The organism is Pseudomonas onubensis (assembly GCF_965653655.1).
GTDB lineage: Bacteria > Pseudomonadota > Gammaproteobacteria > Pseudomonadales > Pseudomonadaceae > Aquipseudomonas.
This window is the reverse complement of the sequence record NZ_CBFHAZ010000104.1, coordinates 1-22781: the sequence shown is the minus strand read 5'-3', so window position 1 is coordinate 22781 and position 22781 is coordinate 1. Positions and strand designations below refer to the sequence as shown.

12 protein-coding genes, 2 rRNA genes and 1 pseudogene are annotated in these 22781 nt (G+C 58.8%); 5 read left to right on the top strand and 10 right to left on the bottom strand.

Going from position 1 to position 22781, the window contains the following annotated elements:
* Positions 1-80 (top strand): 5S ribosomal RNA (rrf, locus tag ACTD9P_RS24600); the annotation flags it as partial.
* 109 nt (positions 81-189) lie between these two features.
* Positions 190-305, top strand: a 5S ribosomal RNA gene (gene rrf / locus ACTD9P_RS24595).
* A 179-nt stretch (positions 306-484) separates the two neighbouring features.
* Here rrf (ACTD9P_RS24595) and ACTD9P_RS24590 read toward each other — a convergent pair.
* The 3 genes from ACTD9P_RS24590 to ACTD9P_RS24580 all read right to left on the bottom strand — a co-directional run bounded on the left by ACTD9P_RS24590 (position 485) and on the right by ACTD9P_RS24580 (position 4569).
* Entirely contained in the window at positions 485-2980 is a 2496-nt protein-coding gene (locus ACTD9P_RS24590; RefSeq protein WP_438869734.1) for a TonB-dependent siderophore receptor, read from the bottom strand.
* A 93-nt stretch (positions 2981-3073) separates the two neighbouring features.
* Positions 3074-4048: a FecR domain-containing protein gene (locus tag ACTD9P_RS24585; RefSeq protein WP_438869733.1), complete on the bottom strand. Its 975-nt coding sequence runs from the start codon at positions 4046-4048 to the stop codon at positions 3074-3076.
* A gap of 5 nt (positions 4049-4053) precedes the next feature.
* Positions 4054-4569: a sigma-70 family RNA polymerase sigma factor gene (locus ACTD9P_RS24580; protein WP_438869732.1), complete on the bottom strand. Its 516-nt coding sequence runs from the start codon at positions 4567-4569 to the stop codon at positions 4054-4056.
* Positions 4570-4848: 279 nt separating this feature from the next.
* Here ACTD9P_RS24580 and ACTD9P_RS24575 point away from each other — a divergent pair, with 279 nt between their 5' ends.
* Positions 4849-6729, top strand: a complete 1881-nt coding sequence (locus ACTD9P_RS24575; protein WP_438869731.1) for a methyl-accepting chemotaxis protein — start codon at positions 4849-4851, stop codon at positions 6727-6729.
* 38 nt (positions 6730-6767) lie between these two features.
* Here ACTD9P_RS24575 and ACTD9P_RS24570 read toward each other — a convergent pair whose 3' ends face one another.
* The 5 genes from ACTD9P_RS24570 to ACTD9P_RS24550 all read right to left on the bottom strand — a co-directional run bounded on the left by ACTD9P_RS24570 (position 6768) and on the right by ACTD9P_RS24550 (position 13401).
* Positions 6768-7226, bottom strand: a complete 459-nt coding sequence (locus ACTD9P_RS24570) for an SRPBCC family protein (protein WP_438869730.1) — start codon at positions 7224-7226, stop codon at positions 6768-6770.
* A gap of 12 nt (positions 7227-7238) precedes the next feature.
* On the bottom strand, positions 7239-10613 hold the full coding sequence (locus tag ACTD9P_RS24565; RefSeq protein WP_438869729.1) for an amino acid adenylation domain-containing protein: 3375 nt from the start codon (positions 10611-10613) through the stop codon (positions 7239-7241).
* Positions 10601-11557, bottom strand: coding sequence for a diiron oxygenase (locus ACTD9P_RS24560; RefSeq protein WP_438869728.1), 957 nt, complete (start codon positions 11555-11557; stop codon positions 10601-10603). The genes ACTD9P_RS24565 and ACTD9P_RS24560 overlap by 13 nt, the downstream gene beginning before the upstream one ends.
* Entirely contained in the window at positions 11554-12312 is a 759-nt protein-coding gene (locus tag ACTD9P_RS24555; protein ID WP_438869727.1) for a DUF3050 domain-containing protein, read from the bottom strand. Before ACTD9P_RS24555 ends, ACTD9P_RS24560 begins: the two co-directional genes overlap by 4 nt.
* Before the next feature lie 378 nt (positions 12313-12690).
* On the bottom strand, positions 12691-13401 hold the full coding sequence (locus ACTD9P_RS24550) for a GntR family transcriptional regulator (RefSeq protein WP_438869726.1): 711 nt from the start codon (positions 13399-13401) through the stop codon (positions 12691-12693).
* 249 nt (positions 13402-13650) lie between these two features.
* Here ACTD9P_RS24550 and lapG point away from each other — a divergent pair, with 249 nt between their 5' ends.
* Both lapG and lapD read left to right on the top strand, forming a co-directional pair.
* Positions 13651-14343, top strand: a complete 693-nt coding sequence (gene lapG, locus ACTD9P_RS24545) for a cysteine protease LapG (RefSeq protein ID WP_438869725.1) — start codon at positions 13651-13653, stop codon at positions 14341-14343.
* A gap of 14 nt (positions 14344-14357) precedes the next feature.
* A complete protein-coding gene (lapD, locus tag ACTD9P_RS24540) occupies positions 14358-16304 on the top strand; it encodes a cyclic di-GMP receptor LapD (protein WP_438869724.1) in 1947 nt (648 codons plus the stop codon).
* A 164-nt stretch (positions 16305-16468) separates the two neighbouring features.
* Here lapD and ACTD9P_RS24535 read toward each other — a convergent pair whose 3' ends face one another.
* Together ACTD9P_RS24535 and ACTD9P_RS24530 are read right to left on the bottom strand one after the other, a co-directional pair.
* Positions 16469-16807: a tryptophan synthase subunit beta gene (locus ACTD9P_RS24535; protein WP_219337638.1), complete on the bottom strand. Its 339-nt coding sequence runs from the start codon at positions 16805-16807 to the stop codon at positions 16469-16471.
* Positions 16808-16959: 152 nt separating this feature from the next.
* A pseudogene (locus ACTD9P_RS24530) lies at positions 16960-22781 on the bottom strand (LapA family giant adhesin); the annotation flags it as partial.

Sequence of the window (22781 nt, the reverse complement as noted above, 5' to 3'; positions counted from 1 at the left end):
ATCCCGAACTCAGTAGTGAAACGATGCATCGCCGATGGTAGTGTGGGGTTTCCCCATGTGAGAGTAGGTCATCGTCAAGATTAAATTCCGAAACCCCTGATTGCTAACGCAATCAGGGGTTTTGTTTATGTAGAAGTCCATGAATTTCACCGGCACGTTGCAAGCGCAACGGACTGGTACACAGAATTTCTTGACGACCATAGAGCATTGGAACCACCTGATCCCATCCCGAACTCAGCAGTGAAACGATGCATCGCCGATGGTAGTGTGGGGTTTCCCCATGTGAGAGTAGGTCATCGTCAAGATTAAATTCCGAAACCCCTGTCTGCTAACGCAGACAGGGGTTTTTTCGTTTTAAGGGTTATTAATGCTCCTGCTGCTGCCCCCCACCAAAGTGTCTGGGCCGGACAAAGGCAGCCTGACGACACCCACAAAAAAGCCGACCCCTGAAATCAGGCGCCGGCTTGTTAGAAGCTATAACGGATCAGAACTGATAGCTGACCGTCGCACTGACATTACGCTCTTCACCCAAGTAGCAGAAGTTCAAGCTGGCACATGAAGCCACATAGTTCTCATTGGTCAGGTTGTTGGCATTGAGCCTTACATCCACACCCTTCAAGCCCACCTTGCCCAGGTCGTACCCTACAGAAGCGTCAAACAACGTATAGGCGGGCACCTTCATGGTGTTCTCGGCGTCTGCCCAGCTGTACCCCACGTATCGCACGCCTGCGCCAAGTCGCAAGCCGTCCAGGGCTGCGCTATTGAATTTGTAGTCCGCCCACACCGATGCCATATGTCGAGGCGCCTGGGTCGGCGAGTTGCGTTTGTTTTCGATCAGATTGTCGGCGGAGCTTAATGTACTCACCATCGACTTGGAGTACTTGATGTCGGTGAAGGTATAGCTGCCTAAAAGCTTCAGGTTATCGGTCAGTTGTACATGGGCTTCCAGCTCCAGCCCTTGGGAACGGACAGCGCCTACAGCACGATAGAAGTTTTCCTGCGGCAACTTGGTGGCCAGGTTCTCCTGGTCGATGCGAAACCACGATGCGGTAAACAGGTTGTCGGTTCCTGGCGGCTGATATTTCAAACCCGCCTCCCACTGTGTCCCGTTAGTCGGTGCCAGCGGGTTGCCCGCACTGTCGGAATAGGAGTTCGGGTTGAAAGACTCCGAGTAGCTGACATACGGCGCCACGCCGTTATCAAACAGGTACAACGCCCCCGCCCGCCCCGTCAGCTTGGTACGTTTGTCGCTGATCTGCGTGCCCAATGGTCGGCCCGCTTCAGCGATGCGGTTTTCATCCGACGTCTCTACCCAGTCCTGGCGCAGTCCGAGGGAGAATCGCCATTTATCCATTTCAATCAGGTCTTGAAGATAAACGCCTGTCTGCTCCAGTCGTCGCAGATAACTGGTCAGGTTGGCATTGCCGATCGCCGAATTGCCATAGACCGGGTTAAACGCGTTGATCGGTTGCAGTGAACCGCTGGTCCAGTCCACCACCGTTTTACGCCGCTGATAATCCGCGCCCGTCAGCACCGTATGTTTGGTTGCTCCGGTAAAAAATTCCGCCTGCAGCATATTGTCGATAATGAACGCATGCAGCTTTTCATCACCGCCGGAGTAATAGCGGTTCAGCTCATTGCTGGTTGGTGTGGTCCAGCCATAGGCATACACCTGGTCCAGCTTCACCTTGGAGTCGAGATAGCGGAAGTTTTGTCGCGCAGTAAATACATCGTTGAAGCGATGTTCGAACTGATAGCCAAATGACTGCTGGTCGCGCTTGTACCCATCTATCCCCGGCTCGCCCTCGAAAAAGTGGTTGGCGATACGCTGGCCATTGCGCTGATGCAGTGCACCGTCCGCCGGCATACCACCGTGATAACCACCCTCAGGGTCGTGCTGTAAATAGGCTTGCAGTGTCAGTGAAGTGTCTTCGGTAAAGTCGATGCTCACTGTCGGCGCCAGTGCGTAGCGTTTTTCTTTGGCATGGTCGAATTGTGTGTCGGACTTATCCGCCAGCCCGGTCAGCCGATAGGCAACGCGCTTGTCATCGTCCACCGGCCCGCTGAGATCAAAACCCATCCCGCGTTGCCCGTTGCTGCCGGCTGTCGCTTGCACTTGATGGTAGGGCTCGTACAGCGGCTTCTTACTGGTCAGTGCAACCAGACCTCCAGGCGAGCTGCGCCCGTACAGCACAGAAGACGGTCCCTTAAGAATGTCCACGCGTTCAAGAAAGTACGGGTCCACCTGCATGGTGCTGTAAGTACCGCTGTCCCCCATGGACTTCAAGCCATCCAGGTAGATGTTGTCGACCGAGCCATCGTTGAAGCCGCGCATCGCCACATAGTCATAGCGATGGGTTGCGCCATAGGGGTTGGTCAGCACGCCAGGGGTGTAACGCATGGCTTGTGCCACGGTCTGAGAGCCCTGGTCGTCCATCTGTTCGCGCGTCACCACGGAGACGGTTTGCGAGGTTTCCAGCAGTGCGGCACTGGTCTTCGTTGCGATCTGGCTGTGCGTCGCGTTGTAGCCGTCCATGCTGCCCAGCGCATTACCCAGGGCGAAGCCTTTGATGTCGGTGGTGGGTAACGTCAGCGTGCTGTTATGCGGCAGCGACTGCAACACGAAGCTGGTACCGTCCTGTGACGCAGCCTGCAACCCCAAGCCATCGAGCAAATGATTCAGGCCCTGTTCCGCGGAGTACTCACCGCGCAGCCCTGGCGACTCCAGGCCCTGAGTCTGTGCTGGCGTGCTGGCAAGCGTAATGCCCGCCTGGCGGGCGAACTGATTGAGCGCGTCGCTCAGCGGGCCGGCAGGCATGTCATAGCGCTGATGAATGCGCTCGCTGCCCGCTTGCGCAGCCATGCCAACAAGCGGAACCGCGCCCATGCCCATTGCCGTCGACAGTAATGCTACGCGTATGGCCTTGGCCAAAAGCGGGTAGGAGGAGTCTGGTGAATCGTTGAGAAAACGCACAGTCATGATCAAGGTCCGTAGAGGCCGGTAAGGCAGACAAAGAGGCTTACTGTCTAAGCCGGACTCCCGGAAAAAACCCGCCAAAAAAACCTGAAAAAGTCAGGCCAGGCGTTCCAGGCTCACCCACCAACGTGTGCGATAGCGCACTTGAACGGGCAGTGTTTGCGCAACGATCGCCAGCAACTTGTCGGTGTCTTCCACGCGGAAAACCCCTGATAACCGCAAGTCGCCGATATCCGCCGCACAGCCCAAATAACCCTGGCGGTAGCGCCCCACTTCCGACACAAAATCAGCCAGGCGCATGTCCCGCGTCACAATCAGCCCATCGGCCCAGGCGCCCATGTCCATGGTCAGCAGCGCAGACAACACGGCGCGTGCCTGGCTGATCAGATAGGTTTCCCCTGTGTGCACTTGAGTCGCCAGGCCATCGGCCGTATGCGGTGAATGGATGGCCACATTGCCGCTGACCACGCTCAAGCGTGTGCAGTCGTTGTCTTGGCGCACGCTAAAGTGCCCATCGATGCCTTCGAGCAAGCCATGGCGAGTGTGAACCAGTAAAGGCGCTGAAGAGGGCGAGCCGCAGGTCACCAGGATTTCCCCGCGCACCAACGTGATCAGGCGCTGCTGCGGATTGAAGGTGAGGTTCACCGCACTGTCGGTGTTGAGTTGCAGGCGTGTGCCGTCCGGTAATTGCACGCTGCGCCGCTCGCCGGTGGCGGTGGCGAAATCGGACGTCCAGCGCTGCCAGCCGGTCATGTCCCGGCTAATCCACGCCGCCGACCCCACCAACGCCACGCCCGACAACACCTTCAGTGCCCGTCGTCGGCCCAAGCCTTGTGCGACGTTTTCCAGTGCCACATGCGCCCCTGGAATCGCCGCCATCTGGCTGTTCAATTCCCGTTGTAAAGCCTGTACCCGTTGCCAAGCCAATTCATGGTCATCGTGAGCTTCACGCCAATGCTCACATTGCGCATGCAAGCGCTCATTCGCACGGTTGTTACGCAGGCGCAGCGCCCAACTGATCGCCTGTTTGACCACCTGCGGATCTGGCCCGGAGCGCGCGGTGTTATCCATTGGCGTCAGGTTTCATAGCGCAGGACATAACAGTGATACAGCCCTTCAGCGATGTACCGCTCTACCGAGCGCAGCGACACGCCCATTTGCTGTGCGATCTGCTGGTGAGTCAGGCCATCGCACTGCGCCAGTAAAAACGCCTTACGCACCTTGGGATTTAATCCGTCCAATAGCCGGGCGACTTCTTCCAGAAGCTCCAACACCAACGCACGCGCTTCGGCGCTGGGTGCCAGCGCTTGCGGCAAGTGGGCGATGGACTCCAGGTAGGCCCGTTGGATTTCTTCGCGGCGCCAATGATCAATCACCAGGCCCCGGGCGATGGTGCGCAAAAAAGCACGCGGCGCCTTGAGCTCAAAGCGTTCGGTTTTTTGCAGCAGGCGCACGAACGTATCCTGTGCCAGGTCCGCAGCATCGGCGGCATTGCCCAAGCGGCTGCGCAGCCAGGTGCTGAGCCAGTTGTGGTGGGTGCTGTAAAGCGTGTGTACAACACTTTCGCACGCAATGTAGTCAGTAGAGGGCATTCACACAGGCCTGGCCAAGCGTCACAAATGATAATTAGTCGCATTGTCGGGGAGTCGGAAAAATTTTGCAACGCCGGCCCCTGAGCGTCTACCGCTGGTCGGTTTCCTACTCAAAATGAGGATGCTTCTCACAAATCTCTAAGATTTATCCTGGAGTGGCCGAAAGCCTGACGAGCCATGCGTGCACCGAAATAGAGCGGTCGGAGAGTCCGCCTATCCCGTTACATGGAATGTTCCACTCGGCACGCTCACCCCCCTTTGGCAAAAGAAGTCGATGAAATGAATCTCAAGTTCAGTCATAAAATTCTACTGGCCGCGTCAGGCGTCGTGGTTCTGGCCTTCGCGCTATTTACCCTCTACAACGATTACCTGCAGCGCAGCACCATCACACAAAACCTTGAGTCGTCTATCCAGCAGTCGGGCGAGCTCACGGCCAGCAGCGTGCAGAATTGGCTCAGTGGCCGCATCCTGGTCCTCGAAAGTCTGGCGCAAAACGTTGCTCACCAAGGCAGCGGTGCCGACCTGCCGGGGCTGGTTGACCAGCCCGCGTTCACCTCGAACTTCCAGTTCACCTATGTCGGCCAAACCAACGGCGTATTTACGCAGCGCCCTGACGCCAAGATGCCCGACGATTACGACCCTCGTCAGCGCCCTTGGTACAAACAAGCAGTAGCCGCCGATAAAACCATGCTGACTCCGCCTTATATGGCGGCCGTTGGCGGGCAAATCGTGACCATTGCCCTGCCGGTCAAAAAGAACGGCGAACTGCTTGGAGTAGTGGGCGGTGACCTGAGTCTGCAAACCCTGGTGAAAATCATCAACTCGGTGGATTTCGGCGGTATTGGCCATGCGTTCCTGGTGAGCGCCGATGGCCAGGTCATCGTCAGTCCTGACCAGGACCAGGTGATGAAGAACCTCAAGGACATCTACCCTGGCACCAACCTGCGAATCGAGAAGGTCAGCCAGGACGTTGTACTCAACGGCCAGGACCGTATTCTGTCATTTACCCCGATCAGCGGTTTGCCGGGGGCGGATTGGTACATCGGCCTGTCGATTGACAAAGACAAAGCCTACGCACCACTGAGTAAATTCCGTACATCGGCACTGATCGCCATGTTGATCGCCGTAGTGGCCATCGCCGTACTGCTCAGCCTGCTGATTCAAGTGCTGTTGCGTCCGCTGACCACCATGGGCGTGGCCATGCAGGACATTGCCCAGGGCGAAGGCGATTTGACCCGCCGCCTGGACGTGACCAGCAAAGATGAGTTCGGCGAAGTGGGCAGTGCGTTCAACCAGTTCGTCGAACGTATCCACGCCTCTATCTCCGAAGTGTCTTCGGCTACGCGTCAGGTGCACGACCTGTCCCAGCGCGTCATGGCGTCCTCCAACGCTTCGATCATCGGCTCGGACGAGCAAAGCGCGCGCACCAACAGTGTGGCAGCCGCCATCAACGAACTGGGCGCCGCCACTCAGGAAATCGCCCGCAACGCAGCCGATGCATCGCAGCATGCCAGCGGCGCCAGTGAGCAAGCGGATGACGGGCGCAAGGTGGTGGAGCAAACCATCCTGGCCATGTCGGAACTCTCGCAAAAGATCAGCTTGTCCTGCACGCAGATCGAAACCCTTAACGCCAGCACCGATAACATTGGGCACATCCTTGATGTAATCAAAGGCATCTCCCAGCAAACCAACTTGCTGGCGCTCAACGCGGCGATCGAGGCTGCGCGTGCCGGTGAAGCCGGGCGCGGGTTTGCCGTAGTGGCCGACGAAGTGCGCAACCTGGCGCACCGAACCCAGGAGTCGGCCGAAGAGATCCACAAGATGATCACTTCGCTGCAAGTGGGCTCGCGTGAAGCCGTGACCACCATGAATGCCAGCCAGGTCTCCAGCGAAGAAAGCGTTGAAGTGGCCAACCAGGCGGGTGAGCGTCTGGTCAGCGTGACGCAGCGCATCGTCGAGATCGACGGCATGAACCAATCGGTTGCGGCGGCTACCGAAGAGCAGACCGCCGTGGTTGAAACCCTCAACGTTGATATCAACCAGATCAACCTGTTGAACCAGCAAGGTGTCGTCAACCTCAACGAAACGCTCAAGGACTGCGATGCGCTGTCGCAGCAGGCCAATCGATTGAAGCAACTGGTCGACAGCTTCAAGATCTGACCCGGCTTGGCAGGAGCGAGGCCTCTCGCTCCTGCTGATCAGTCCAACATCCTGCGCACATTCTCCAGGGCGCTGTCGGCGAAAGCCTGCGCAAACTGCTCAAACTCCGCCTGCGGTGTATCGACCGGCTCGCCAATCAGCGTCCAGGTCGCCCTGGCGTGTTTGGCGTCGAGTGCTTCCACACACATGGCGGCCCATAGCCGCGCGACACCCAAGGTGTTGTAGAGGGTGGTCCACGTCATGCACATCGCTTCGTCGTCACGGCTGTTGAGTTGCTCAACGACGCGGTGCCCATCATGGAAAAATTTGGTGCGTAATGCGCCTACGCCGGTTCCCGTCATTTCGATGTGCGACAGGGCAGGAATGAAGGCATCAAAGCCTGCAAAATTTCCCACCACACTCCACAGGCGAGCGGCATCGCACGCGACGTCAACAGACGCTACCAGCGGTGCGCCATTGGGGTTACGGATCAATGTATCGGGTTGCAGCGGTTTCATAAGGAGTCCCTGTCAAAGAAAGCCAATGGCTTTGAGGTGGTCGCAGCCTTTGCGCAACAGCGCAGGGTCTTTGCGCGGGTACTGCTCGCCCATCGCTGCCACACCCTGGCGTGCGTTGTCGTGACAAATCATCGAGACGTCGCTGATGTCTTCCGCCAGGTCATCCAGGTAAAAACCCAGTACGCCAAACAGCGCGTTATCAGGCCCCACCGTTGGCAGTCTCTTTTGCCACTGCGCGACGCTCACCCGTTCGAAAAGATGGCCGGCCTGGCTGAATGCATCCAGGTAATGGTCCCAGCTCAAGGGCTGCGGGTTATGCAGGTTGAAGACGTTTCGCCGCGCGGCGAATTGGTCGCAGTGAAACGCGACGAAACGTGCGAGAAAGTCTACCGGCATCAAGTCAAAATTCACTTCCAGGCTGGGCGCCAGGCCCAACTGCAGCGAACCCTTGAGCATCAGCATCAGGCGGTTGTTTTGCGGCTGGCACACACCGTTTTGGCTGTTGAACGCAATATTCCCCGGCCGATGAATATTCACCCAGCTGCCTTGCTCGACCGCACGCCCTAACAGCCGCTCGGCGACCCACTTGGAAAGGTTGTAGCCATTCTTGAGGTAGAGCGGCAACGTGGCCACGGCTGGTGTTTCGAGGATGTGACCTTGAGCGTCGACGCTGCTGCAGGCTGACAGCGTCGAGATGAAGTTGAAGATTTTCTTGCTGTGGGTTTCACACAGGCGCAGGCACTCAAGCACAGGTTCGACGTTATCCCTGGCGAGTGAGGCGTAGTCCAGCACATGGTTGACCCTGGCAGCGTTGTGCACCAACACACCATGGTTTCGGGCGAGGTGGTCATAGACATCACAGGCCAGGCCCAGACGAGGCTGGCTGATGTCGGCGGCATAAACCTGCACACGGCTCAGGTCCAGATGCTCCAGGTGGTACTCGCGCAGTGCCTGTGCAAACCGCGCTGGCGCCGAGTGCCCTGGGCGTTCACGCACCAGGCATGCCACCTCCCGTGCTCCACCCGCCAACAACGCTTCGACCAGGTGCACGCCCACAAAACTGTTTGCACCCGTGACGATCACCTTGCGCGGATCCCCAGCGGACCTCTCTGGCAGGACTTCTACATTCAGCGCCTGGCATGCGTCCTTTTCCATCTGGCATGACGGTGTGTAAGACGGTGCAGCGTCTTCCATCAGCAAGGCGAGCGAACGAATCGTCGGTGCTTCAAAAAAACGGTTCAAGGAAAGGCTGCGGCCAAACTGTTCGCGCAAACGCAGCAGCAAGGTCGACAGCAAGATGGAATGGCCACCCAGATTGAAAAAACTCTCATCAATGCAAAGTTCAACGCCAGGCACGCCCAACAACTCGCTCCACAGCGTCACCAGTTGCGTTTGCAGCGGCGTTTGCGCCGAGGCGCGGGCGATGCGCGGCGTTGCGTGCCCGGGCACCGTCAGCAACGCCTGGCGGTCAATTTTGCCATTGCCGGTGCAGGGCATTTCCGGTAGCTCTGTCCAGCGCTCGGGTTGCATGTAAGCTGGCAAACACCGCTGTGCATGCTGCTTCAGATCCGCCACCGTTGCGTCGGCCTCGGGCTGGGCGGCAAAACCCAAAATCCGTCGGTTATGGTCGATCACCACTGCCAATTGGCGAAACAGCCGACTGTTGCGCAGGCACTGTTCGATCTCCTGGGGTTCGACGCGAAAGCCCCTGATCTTCACCTGATCGTCCCGTCGTCCGCCCAGCTCGATACCGTCCGCCGTCCATTTTGCCCGGTCACCGCTGCGGTAGGCCCGCAGCGCTTGGCCGCCCGGCAACGTAAGTTCAACGAACGGGTTGCCCTCGGGCGGCGGCGCGGTCACATATCCCAACCCTACGCCGGAACCCGTGATGTACAGATCGCCCATCACCTGCTCATCTACCGGTTGCAGCGCGTCATCGAGGATCAGCACCTGGCTGTTGGAGATGGGGCGCCCCACATTCCGATTGCTGTCACCGGGGCACAACGTCCGGTGGCTGACCAGCACTGTGGTCTCGGTAGGGCCGTAGAGGTTGTGCAACTGGCACTGGCCTGCCAGTCGTTCGATCACATACGGCTCGCAGGCATCGCCGCCGGTCATCAGATGGGTCAGGCCCAGCGGCTGATCCAACGGCAGGATGCTCAGCAGCGCCGGCGGCAAAAAACCATGGCTGATGCGCTGTTGGCGAATCAACTCGACCAGTTGCTGAGGGTCGCGCCGCTGCTCTTCGCTGGGGACGATCAACTCGGCCCCGGCGATCAGGGCCGGGAAGATATCAATCAGTGATGAATCGAAACTCAGTGGCGAAAACTGCAGGACACGGCTGTGTTCATCCAACCCCAGGCTGGCGCCGGCCCAGCCGGTGAAATGCGCAAGATTGCCCTGGCTGAGCAATACACCCTTTGGCTGGCCGGTGGTGCCCGAGGTAAACAACACCATGCACGGTGCGTCGATGTTGGGGCGACCTTGCATCAATGGCTGCGTGATGTCGGCGTGTCTCGGGTCAATATTGCCTGCATTCAGCGTCGTGAAGTGCTCGCGCAAAGGGTGTCGGCCGTCATCCAGCAATACCTTGGCGCCGCTGTGTTCCAGCATGGCCTGCTGGCGTTGCGGCGGATGATCCGGGGCCAGTGGCAGATACACCGCGCCGCAACCGAGTACGGCGAGAATACTGGCATACAACTCGACGGACTTTTCCAGGCACACGCCAACCACCGGCGTTTCAATGCCTCCCAGTAGGGGATGCAGGCGTTGCTGGATCGACAGGGCGCGAAGCTGCAATTGGCGGTAACTCAGCACGTTGCCCGCGATGTTCAGCGCCGGGCGCTCGGCAAAGGCGTGCAGACTGGCCTGCAACCGTTCAATTATCGGCACCTGGGCGGCCTGCAACAATGCTGGCTGGTCAGTGCGATTGAACCGATGCACAAACGCCAGGGCGTCCAGCCCGTGCAAGCTGTGTTCAGGCCAGGTGTTAGTGGTGCTGCTGGCAGCAAAGTAGCCTGTGTCCCTTGAGAAGCCGCTGACCAGCGCGGCGGCCCACTCCACCAGAGACTTGGTCGCTTGTCGGCGCAGGCGTTGGCCGTTGCCGCTGGGTTCATGGGCTATGTCGTGTACCGCCAGCACGCGTTGGTCATGGTCGTACCCGCGCACCTGCAAGGAGGGCAGCCCACCTTCGCACAGCGGGCCGATACCCAGTCGCAGGCTTAACCACTGGCTTGCGACACAGTAGGTGAGCGGCGCTTGGGTGCCGTCCTCGATGAACAGGTCGAAGGGTTGCGTGGCGCTGACGTGCCCGTAGGCTTCGAGCACTTGCTTGAGCGCAATCAGAGCGTGGCTGGTGCCGGCCCATCCGATATTCAGACGCTGCATGTCTGCCTCCCCGGCTCGGGCAGGTAGTCGCTCAACGCGTGGGCGACGCTGGGCGTATGCAGCACGCCGCTGTGATTCAGGAACCCCATGATGTTGCCGAGCAGCGGGTGCTGGCGGGTGATTGGAAAGTGCAGCGCCGTGACTTCGTCGCGCAGTGCCTGGCGGATGTCGGTGCCTACGTCCAAGTGCTCGACAAGCTGCAGGTCGAAGCCTTTGTGCAGCGTGTTGGTCAGGTAGTGGGTCAAGAAGGTCGGCAGGACTGCGGCGATGCTGTCACGGTCTGCCGGGCTAGCCGCCTGCCAGTAAAGACGCACCAGCTGTGTCCAGAACTGGGCGTGACGCCCCTCGTCAAACAAGTGATCGGCCATCAAGCCGCGAATGGAAGGTTTGACGCTGTCGGCCTTGGCAAACGCCGCTACGTCGTGGGTGACGGTGTTCTCGGCGATGGCCACGCCAATCAACGTCACGGCGTCGTGCAGGTGTTGCGGTGCCAGCGCCCGGGCGGCCGGCAAGGCCCGGCTCAGTTCGATTTGCGTGGGCAACTCGAGCGGTTCTATGCCCGTGAGTTCAATGGTCTGCTGCAGGAAGTCCAACGCGACCAGCGCGTGGTAATCCTCATCGACCACGACCGTCATCGCATCAATGCGACAGGCAAGGGGGAAGGGCAGTGCGAAACGGTTCTTGGCAATGCTGCGGGCGGTCGTGTCGACGATCTCGGTTTCAAAGATCACCACGTCATTGATGAATTTGTAGAAGCTTTGCGTCAACACGAAGTCGCGCCACTGCGGGCAGTGCTCAACAAACGTTGCACTGAGCACCAAAGGTTGGCGGCAGACCGGAAAGATCAAGCGATTGTCATTCTCCAGCAGGCGCCGGGGGCGTGTGCGGATGGTGGCGCGGCGTTCCCAATCTTCGGCAAACGAGCGGTAGTCTGCGGTGTTCATGGTTGCACCTCATGGAGCGAGGCGTGTACGTCGTCCCAGAAACCGAGGCGGTTTTCTATGGCGCGCAGGGCGGCTTCATCCGCCTCGTGTTGGCGCTTGGGGTCGGCACCGATCAAGCGCTGGAGTAACTGCTCTGCGCCTGGGCCATGATCCTGGGTATCCAGTTCGATGTGACGGCTGAGGTAGTGACAGAACAACGGTGCCCGACGCGCCATGAAGGCATCGCCCTGCAGAATACGTTCGAACATCGATGGGATGACGCTCTCACGGCCGTGCAGGAACGTTGCTGCCACACAGTGGGCCGGCGCGTTCAGCGCGGTCTGCAAGGTGCTGCTGACAAAGCGCGCCACGCCAGGGCGTACATTGACCCTTTGCATCGCAGTATCTGCCTGGACGCCTTGGCGCTGAAGTTCAATGAAGTGTTGGATGGTTGAGGTGTCTGCGCCTGTCTCGGTCATCGCCTCCAGATACAGCTCGAAGTGGCTGCAGTGGCCACGTGTTGGATGTTCGTCTGACTCTTCGCCAAGCACGATTTCATTGATCAGGCGTGCGCTTTGCGGGTCACCGGGCGGCAGCCAGGGTAATTGCATGCACGTCAGATCCTGCTGCAGGCGTTTAGCCAGACTCATGAAATCCCAAACAGCAAATACATGCTGCTCCATAAAAACTTGTAACTTCTTAAGTGAGGTTATTTCTGTAAATAACGGATGACTGCATAGCTGTAGTTTTTTTTGTTCAAGCAAATGTTGATGCATGGTTGACGCCTATAAGTTGTTGCGATTGCTCTGGAAACAGTGATGGGGTTTTGTAATGAAAAGCAGAGGGCCGGCGTTTAGCCAAGCCACGCGTACAGCGCTAACCTGACACAGGTTTGCACTGCCGAGTGAAGTGTTCTTTTATGGGTGGAAGATAATAATCTGATTAAACGTTTGGATAAACTGATGAAAGTATTAAATGTTTTTTCGAGAAGGAACTTGTTGTGATCAACTAGTGTGAAAGTGTGTGAGAAGTTTCTTTGATAAGCGTGGGTTTACTTGAGTGTTAATCTCGGCATGGCGCATATAACGTGGGGTACTTCCTGAGAGGAAAGATACCCCAGAGCGTTCAAGTGGCAAGAAAAGGCGTGTAAACCCTTACTGTGCGGTTTTTTTTGCGTTGCCCTCAAGGCTATCGAGGTAGGTATTGATCACTTCCATACCGCGCATCAGGTGATTGCGCAGTGTCAGGATGCTTTCGTCGACTTTCTTGTGCACCACCAGGTTGAGCAATTCACGGTGATCTTCCTGGGACGTCTCGCCCAGGCCCATTGCCTCGAGGTTGAAGCGCAGAAAGCGTTCCTCCTCATTCAAGCCGTGTTCAACCAGTTTGAGTAACCGCTGGTTGGGCGCCTTGCCATACAGCGCCATGTGGAACAGGCGGTTGAGCCGGCCAATCTCGGCATAGTCACGCTCTTGCTCCAACGTATTGATGCAGGCTTCAGCCTCAGCAATGTCTGCGTCGGTGAGCAACGGAATCGACAGGCGTAGCGCTTCGGACTCCAGCAATATGCGCAAGGCATAGGTCTCGGCCGAATTATCCTCGATCAACGGCGCAACCACGGCGCCTTTGTGGGTCACCACGTGAAGCAAGGACTGGGCTTCCAGCTGGCGCAAGGCTTCCCGCACGGGCATGCGGCTGACGCCGAACAGGCTGGCCAATTCTTGCTGGCGCATCGCGGTACCACAGGGCAACCTGCCGTCGAGAATGGCATTGCGCAACGTTTCTTCAATAACGGCGCGTGCAAGATGGGCGGGAATAGGCCCGCTGATTTTGATGCTGCTTAAGGGGTTCGGCTTCTGCGTCACGGTTACGCTATCCTCCTATCTTGAATGGAGTGTGTTTAATTGGATCCAAAGCACACTAGAGATGGGTCGCGCGCTTGTCAAACAGCCAAAGTTTCAGTTTGTAAGGGCTTACAGGCGATACTTTGTGCGTCCCACAAGCGGCGTTTATAAACTCGAACCGCTTATGAATGATTGCACTGTGCCATTGTTTTTTGTTGGTTGAAGCTTCACCATCCCTGAAATTCCGTCTCTCTTCACGGACTGAACGCCTTGGCGGTAAGTTTTATTCCCTCTCGAATTGTCGGCTGGCTACTTTCAGCGACTTTGCTCGCTGGCCTGATGCCCGGCGGGCTGCATGCCGATTGGGATTTCTCGCAGATCAGCCGCAAAGCCACGGCTCTGTACGGGCCGCTCGGCGAGGGCCAACAACGCATTGACGCCTGGCAGCGCCTGTTGGCGACTGAAAAGAAGGTCGACGAACAGGAACAACTCAAGGTCGTCAACCTGTTCTTCAACAAGCAGATGAGCTACGTAGAAGACATCGACCTCTGGCACGTGGTCGACTATTGGGAAACGCCCATCGAAGCGCTTTGGAAAGGTGCGGGAGATTGCGAGGATTACGCAATCGCCAAGTATTTCAGCCTGCGTCACCTGGGCGTCTCCAGCGACAAATTGCGCATTACTTACGTTAAGGCTTTGCGTCAGAATCGCGCGCACATGGTGCTGACGTATTATCCGACTCCCGAGGCCATCCCGCTGGTACTCGACAGCCTGATGGACGAGATCCTGCCGGCTACCCGCCGTACCGACCTGGTGCCGGTGTACTCATTCAATGCCGAGGGCCTGTACCTGCCTGGCGCCACGGGCAACAAGAAAGTCGGTGATACCAAACGCTTGTCGCGTTGGCAGGATGTGTTGAAAAAAATGCGTGCGGAAGGCTTCCCGGCCGAGCCTGCCAACTAGGAGTAACTGATCGGATGTCACTGTTCAAACAACTATTGATCGCTATCTGTCTGTTCCTGGTGGTCGCGTTCAGCGGCAGCTTCATGGTCAGCCTGGAAAGCTCGCGCACCCAATACGTCAACCAGTTGCGCTCCCATGCACAGGACGCGGCTACTGCGCTGGCGTTGTCGCTGACACCGAATATCGACGACCCGGCAATGGTGGAGTTGCTGGTCAGCTCGATTTTTGACAGTGGCTATTACGCCAGCATCCGCGTGGTGGACTTGGCCACCGACAAAACCATCGTCGAGCGCAGCGGCATTCCGGACAACAACGGCGTGCCCAACTGGTTCGTCAAACTGATCGGCCTGGAGCCGGCTGGCGGCGATGCGCTGGTCAACCGTGGTTGGGAGCAGGCGGCGCGCGTAGAGGTGGTCAGCCACCCGATGTTTGCCCTGGCCAAGCTCTGGCAAAGCGCCCTGGGCAGCCTGGGCTGGTTGCTGCTGTGCGGTGCGGTGAGTGCGGTGCTGGGTGCGTTGCTGCTGCGTCGGCAGTTGAAGCCGCTGGACTACATGGTCAAGCAGTCCCACGCCATCGCCCGCCGCGAGTTCCTCAGCCTGCCTGATCTGCCACGCACGCCGGAACTGCGGCGGGTGGTGCAGGCCATGAACCAGATGGTGGAGAAGCTCAAGGCGCTGTTCCAGGAGCAGGCCGAGCGCAGTGAAAAATTGCGTATCGAATCTTACCAGGACAACCTCACCGGCCTCGCCAACCGGCGTTATTTCGAGATGCAACTTAACGCCCGCGTGAGTAACCCGGAAGACACCAACTCCGGTTACCTGCTGCTATTGCGGGTCAAGGACCTGGCCGGCCTTAACCAGCGCCTGGGTGGCCAGCGCACTGACCAGTTGCTGCAAGCGGTGGGCGAACAGTTGTTGCGCCAGTGCGAGCCTTACCCGGAAACCCACAATCTCGTCACCCGTATCCGTGGTGGTGAGTTCGCGGTGCTGGCGCCGGGGCTGGTGCGTGAAGAAGCGCTGCAATTGGCGCAGAACCTCGAAAGCACCCTGCTCAGCTTGCAGGCCACCAGTGCCAGTGACGTCACGCCGGTCGCCTACATTGGCCTTGCGCCATTCAACCACGGTGATTCGCCCCAGGCATTGCTGACCCTGGCTGACCAGGCTCTGGCCCAGGCCGAAGGGCAGGGCGACAGCAGTTGGGTGTGCCTGGACCACAGCGCCGCCGCCAGTGTCGGTGACGATCACCATGCCTGGCACACACTGTTGGACCGGGCCCTTACCAACCAGCGTTTTGAGCTGTACTTCCAGCCGGTTGTCGCCAGCCAGGACCCACAACTGGTGCTGCACTACAAAGTGCTGTCGCGTTTGCAGGATGACGACGGCCACACCATCCCGGCCGGGCGTTTCCTGCCGTGGCTTGAGCGTTTCGGCTGGACTGCACGTCTGGACCGACTGATGCTCGAGCACGTGCTCAAGCAGATGGCCTGTCATACACACAGCCTGGCGCTGAACCTCTCGGCCGCCACCTTGCAGGACGCCCAGGCGCTGAACCGGATTGTCGAGTTGCTGCGCCAGCACAGCAACCTCGGCCCGCGCCTGACCCTGGAAATCGGCGAAGAACAATTGCCCGAACAGGCTCTGCTGGAGCAGTTGACCCAGCGCCTGCGCGAGTTGGGCTTCTCCCTCAGCCTGCAGCGTTTTGGTGGGCGCTTCAGCATGATCGGCAACCTGGCGCGCCTGGGCCTGGCGTACCTGAAGATCGACGGCAGCTACATCCGTGCCATCGACCAGGAAAGCGACAAGCGCCTGTTCATCGAAGCGATCCAGCGCGCGGCCCACAGCATCGACTTGCCGTTGATTGCCGAGCGTGTGGAGACCGAAGGTGAATTGAAGGTGATTCGCGAGATGGGGATTTTCGGCGTGCAGGGGCAGTTATTTGGCGAGCCTGCGCCCTGGAAGTGATGCAAGTCCAGGTTGAAGTTTGGCTTGTTGTGGCGAGGGAGCTTGCTCCCGTTGGGGCGCGAAGCGGCCCTGTTCTTGTGGCTTAAAAGAAGGGACTGCTACGCAGTCCAGCGGGAGCAAGCTCCCTCGCCACAGAAAGCCAGCTTGCACAGATACTCGGGCGATCAGATCAACCCAGTCTCTTCATCATTGATCAGATGGCTCAACCCACCCAATGCTTCCCGTGCGTGGTTACGGTCCATCAGTTTGGCCTGGGCCGCTGGCGGCAGGTCGGTCACGCTGATCACGCCCTTGCGGGTCAGTACCTGGATCAAGTCGTCCAGTACCCGGATCATCTCCAAGTCACTTTGCTTGAGCTGCGCCAGGCTGGTTTCTACCACTTCGTTGGCGTACCAGGCCTGGATCTCATGGTGATCGGCCGGCAGGGTTTCGGTCGACTCGGCAAAGGCGGCGGCCTCCACGCGACTCAGCGCTCCCTGTGCATCACGTTGCACGTAAAACATAAGAATCCCTCGAAAATGAGCCACACGCGTTCACCCGCATAGGTCAATGCTGTGTTTATGGTCGCGAGTATGCGATGCAACCGGCCGCCAGGGCCAGCGACGTATCGCCCAAGCCAATCGGCCGCCCTTGCGGGCGGCCGATAAATCACAGCTTAGGCGGTGTGGTCGATCTTGATGGTTGGGTCGGCACCTGTGATCAGCGAGTTGATGCTGGTGTGCGACCAATCGTTGCCTTCCAGCTTGATCGTCACATCGGCATTGGCCAGGCCGCCGGCGGCGTTGAGCTTGCCTTCACTGCTGATTTGCAGGGTCGACACGCCCTCTACCGTGGTGATCTTGAGGTAGTTGTCGATGGTGCTGTCCGTCTCACCTTTCAACAGATCCTTGAGATCGATCCGGTCGCCTTCCGAGGCCTTGAAGTCCTTGATCACGTCGTTGCCGAAGTCGCCCGCCTTCCAGACGAAGGTGTCCGCGCCCGAACCGCCGATCAGGATGTCGTTGCCCGGCCCACCGATCAACGTGTCGTTACCGGTGCCGCCCAGCAGGATGTCATTGCCCTTGCCGCCGTCCAGCAGGTCATCACCGCCTTGGCCGAACAGGATGTCATCACCTGCGCCGCCCAGCAGCGTGTCGTTGCCGTCTTTGGCGCCGGAGACGTCGAAGTCCGCATAGTGCTCGGTGACGTACTGGTGCACGTTGGAGGTGGTCACCGCCGAGACGGCCACGCCGGTTTTCTGCGCCACGAAGGCCTGCAGTGCGTTGTAGCCCTCACCGGTAATGCCGCTGAAGCTCACCAGGTCGCCGAAGATGATGTCGTTGCCGTCGCCACCGTTGATGGTGTCGGCGCCTGGCAGCGTGGCTTCGGTGTGGCCGAGAATCGCGTTGGCCAGGTCCTTCGGATCAATGTTGCTTTGCGGCTTGCCGTCGGTGTCGTAAGGCTTGAGGTCGTTGAGGCTGACGTCGCCGTTGATGCCGATGGCTTCCACCTGCGACAACCCACCCAGCAGGGCAAAGGCGCTTTTGGCGTTGCTCAGCGTCGCCGAGTCGGTGCTGTTGCCCGTACCGTTCAGGTTGGACAACTCGAAGGTACCGTCACCCTGGGCATGCACATAGCCCAGGTTGCTGCTGTACCACCTGCCGCCAGTCAAGGTCTGCAGGACCGCGTAGCCCGTGGTGTCGATGCTGAAGTAGTGGGTACTGTCCAGGTACTTGGCCACCGATGTGCCTGGCGTGTAGTTGGAAGTCGTTACCACGTCGTCGAACTTGACGTTGCCGTACAGCGTCGGGTTGGTCTGCTCGCCGCTCTGGTAGTAGGTCGGCTGGCCGTCGGTGATGAAGTAAGTCAGGTTGGTGGCGCCAGTGTTGCCGGTCGCCAGGCCGCTCTGGAAGAAGTTGGCCGTGGTCTTGAACACGTCTTCGTAGTTGGTGCCGCCGCCGGACGTCATGGAGTCCAGTACTGCCTTGAGCAAGGTCAGGGCGTTTGGATCGTTGAGATTGATCGCAACCGACTTGTTCACCTGGGTATCGAAATCCGCCAGGAAGATATTCACGGTGCCCGAGGTGTTGGCGCCGAGGCTGTCTTTGAGCGAGTTGAACACCGACGTCAACGAAGCCTTGGCCGCGTTGATCGAGGCGGTGCTCATACTGCCGGAACTGTCCACCATGAACGCGATGTTGTAGTTCTTGCCCTGCACCACGTTCAGGCCGCCGATATCGGCCACGACGATGTCATTGCCGTCGGTGCCGACAATATTGTCGCTGCCTGAAGTACCCGTCACCGAGCTGTAGGTTGCCGGGTACACGGTGACTGGCAATTGCGCCGTGGTAGACGCCGAACCGCCGATGCTTTCGGTGGAGGTCGACGTCACGGTCAGGTTGAACTGGCCGCTGTAATAGGTCGGTGGCTTGATGGTCAGGGTGTTCAAATCCCAGCCGGTCACGTTGACTTCGCCCACGCCTTTGGTCGCCGTGAACGTGTGCCCGGACGCGTCAGTGAGCACCGAGCCGGCCGGTACGCCGCTGATCTTCACGCTCAGGGTTTCCGAGCCGTCGGTATCGGTCAGTGCGGTGGTGACCTTGGACAGCTTAACGCTGCCATTTTCCTGGCCTTCATTGAGCTTGTAGCCCACGTAGTAACCGTCACCGTTGCTGCCATGCAGGTCGGAGACGGTCACGCCGGCATTGGTCAAATCGGTGAGGCCGGTGTACAGCGGCACGCCGCTGGTGCTCAGGTCCTGGACCGCGCCATTGTTGACCGACAAGTTGACGTCATAGCTGCCAGGGCCGGACTGGTTGGCGTGATAGATTTCAAGGCTGTAGTAACCGCTCACCGTCGGGGTGATCGAACCGCTGAACTTGCCGGCGTTGGTGCCATACAGTGCGCTGGCGACATCTTTACCGCCGACGTTGACCACCAGGCTGTCATCACCGGTGCCGCTGAAGGTGTAGGTCTTGCCGGCTTCCAGGTAGATCAGGCCAGAGGTCTTCGAGCCCGCGCCGCCGCTGACGTTGGCAGTGGATTCGACATTGGTCACCACTGCTGTGCTGTTCGGCGTGCCAGCGCTATCAATGGCTTTTTTCAGCACGTCCGGTGCAGCGCCATTGCCGTTGGTGCCAATGCCGGAGAGGCTGTTCCAGCTCTGCTTGATCAAGCCTACGGAGTTGACGTTGTTGTCGGCCACGCTCAGGGTCGGTGCGTCGGCAACCGGTGTGATATCGACTTTCACCGTGGCGCTGTTGCCCAGGTCCTTGCCGTCCGTAGGCTGGAACTTGAACTGCGCATAATCAGCCTGCTTGTTACCAACACCTGTGCCGCCATAACCGTCGGCGCCGGATTCGTTGGCGTTCGGCATAAAGCGCAACTGGCCGCCGTCGATCTGAGCTTTGGTGAAGGTCTGGTTGGCAGTCACGTTGGTCCAGGTGGTGCCATCCGCTGCCAGGTATTGCAGCTTGCCGGCCACCGGCAGGTCAGTGATCTTCACGCCCAGGCTGGCTTGTGGCGAATCCACATCGGTCACGCCGAAGTTGGCCCAGGTGAGTGCCAGCGGCGTGTCTTCGGTGCCGGTCACGGCGCTGCCGGTGGCGACCGGCGGATCGTTGACCGCCACCACATTAACGGTGGTGGTGGCGACGTTGGAATAGTTGCCGCCATCGGTCACGGTCACGGTGATGGTCCGCGGCGTGGTGCTTGGGTCGTGGCTGTTGTTGGTGAACGTGATGTTCTGGATACGCTGCATGTAATCAGCCAGCGTCGCGCTGCCCGACAACGTCAGGGTGATGGTGCCCGTCTGGTTGTTGGTGCTGACGATGATGCCATTCACGCTGTTGCCCAGGTTCAGTGCATCACCGACCTGTGCGTTGGTCAGGGTCACCGTCGCGCCAGTCAGCATTGTGCTGTCCGGATCGGTGATCTTGATATCCGTGTCGGCAATCGACACACCCGGCCCGGCGGTGCCTTCGGTGAAGGTGGTTTTGTAGTCGGCACCGGTCGCGCCGCTGGAGTTGTTGGCATCCAGATCGATGACCGGCGGCGCATCGTTGTCGATGATATTGGTGCTGACAGTGCCCTTGTCGATTACCAGATTTTCAAAATTGCCACCGGTGGTTTTGTCGATGGTGATGACAATCTGTTCGGTCGGCTCGGTGATCTTGTCGTCGATCGTGGCGATGTTGAACGGCACGCTGCTGGAGCCGGCCGGGATCTTCACGGTATACACGCCGTTGAAGTCCGAACCGTCGGTGGCGGTGCCGCTGTACTTGAGCGTCACGGTCACATCGGTTTGCGCCGGGTTGCTCAGGGTCAGCGTGTAATGCGCAGTGCCGCCTTCAGTCACCGAGGCGTCGCCGGTGATGCTGATGGTGGTGTTGTTGACCACATCCGTCACTTTGGTGGTGACGGTGCTGCCGTCGACGATCAGGTGTTCGTACTTGTCGCCGCCGCTGACCACACCGGTGATTTTGTTGTTCACATCGTTGGCGCCGACATACGCGTCGTTAGGCGCCACAGCCGTGGTAGTGCCGCTGGACTTGCCGTTGCCGATGGTGATGGTCGAGCCGTTATCCAGCCTTACCACCAGATCGGAACCGACGTTGGTCACAGCCGCGCCGTTCTTGTCGACCAGCGATGCGGTATAGGTAATCTGACCGCCTTCGGCGACGGCCCCCGTGGCTTTGAGCGCCACAGTCACATCATCGATGGTGTCGTTGATCGTGGTGGTAGCGCCGCCTGGAGTGATGGTCACGCCTTCGAAGTTACCGCCGGTGGTGCCGGTGATCTTGACGGTTTGGGTGCTCTTGTCGATGAACACGTCATCGCCAGGCGCCGCAACAGTCACAGAACCTACGGTCGCACCTTGCTTGATGGTGATGCTCGAGCCGTTATCCAGCGTGACGACCATGTCGGTGCCGGCCTTGTTGCTCAAGGTGGCGGTGTAGGTGATGGTGCCGCCTTCGTTGACGGCACTTGGTGCGGTCAGCGTGACGCTGGTGAGATCGGTGGTGCCTGGGGTATCAGTCACTGTTGTGTTAACAGGCGTGGTGCCCGGCACCAGATTCTCGAAGTGCGCGCCGCCGGTCACGTTGGTGATGGCGGTTGTGACGGTTTGGTCGCCTTTGTACACGTCGTTAGGTGCTACGACGGTGACGGTGCCGCTGGACTGGTTCACACCAATGGTGATGGTTTTGCCGTTGTCCAGGGTCACGGTCAGCGGGTTGGTGATGTTGGTCACTGCCGCGCCGTTTTTATCCACAAGGCTGGCGGTGTAAACGATATTGCCGCCTTCACCCACGGTGGTGGTGGCGGTCAGGACTACATCCACTTTGTCGATGGTGTCGTTGATCGTCGTGGTTGCGCCGTTGCCTGCAACTTCCAATTTCTCGAAGTTACCGCCAGTGGTGTCAGTGATCTTGACGGTCTGGGTGCTCTTGTCGATGAACACGTCATCGCCAGGCGCCGCAACAGTCACAGAGCCAACGGTGTCACCAGCTTTGATGGTGATAGACGAACCGTTATCGAGTTTCAGGGTTACGTCGGTGCCCGCTTTATTGGAAAGCGTAGCGGTGTACGTAATCTGACCGCCTTCGTTGACTTCGCTTGGCGCGGTCAGTGTCACGGTAGTGGTGTTATCGGTACCCGGAGTATCGGTGACGGTGGTACTGACAGGCGTAGTACCGGGCACCAGATTTTCGAAGTGCTCGCCGCCGGTGACGCCTTTGATAGCGGTAGTGACGGTTTGATCGCCCTTGTAGACATCATCCGGAGCTACAACGGTCACGCTGCCGTTCGACTGATTCACGCCGATGGTGATGGTCTGGCCGTTATCGAGAGTGACGGTCAACGGGTTGGTGATGTTAGTCACTGCCGCGCCGTTTTTATCCACAAGGCTGGCGGTGTAGATGATGTTGCCGCCTTCGCCCACTGTGGTCGTTGCGGTCAGAACCACATCGACTTTGTCGATGGTGTCGTTAATGGTCGTAGTTGCACCATCACCAGCCACTTCCAACTTCTCGAAGTTACCGCCAGTGGTGTCGGTGATCTTGACGGTCTGAGTGCTCTTGTCGATGAACACGTCATCGCTAGGCGCTGCAACAGTCACGGAGCCAACGGTTTCACCAGCTTTGATGGTGATGCTCGAACCGTTATCCAGCTTCAGCGTGACGTCAGTACCGGCCTTGTTGCTCAAGGTGGCGGTGTAGGTGATTTGACCACCCTCGTTCACTTCAGACGGAGCCGTCAGTGTCACGGTAGTGGTGTTATCAGTACCCGGAGTATCGGTAACGGTAGTGCTAACCGGCGTCGTACCTGGAACCAAATTCTCGAAGTGCTCGCCGCCAGTCACATTAGTGATAGCGGTGGTAACGGTCTGGTCGCCTTTGTACACGTCGTTAGGTGCTACGACGGTGACGGTGCCGCTGGATTGGTTCACACCGATGGTGATGGTTTTGCCGTTGTCCAGGGTCACGGTCAGCGGGTTGG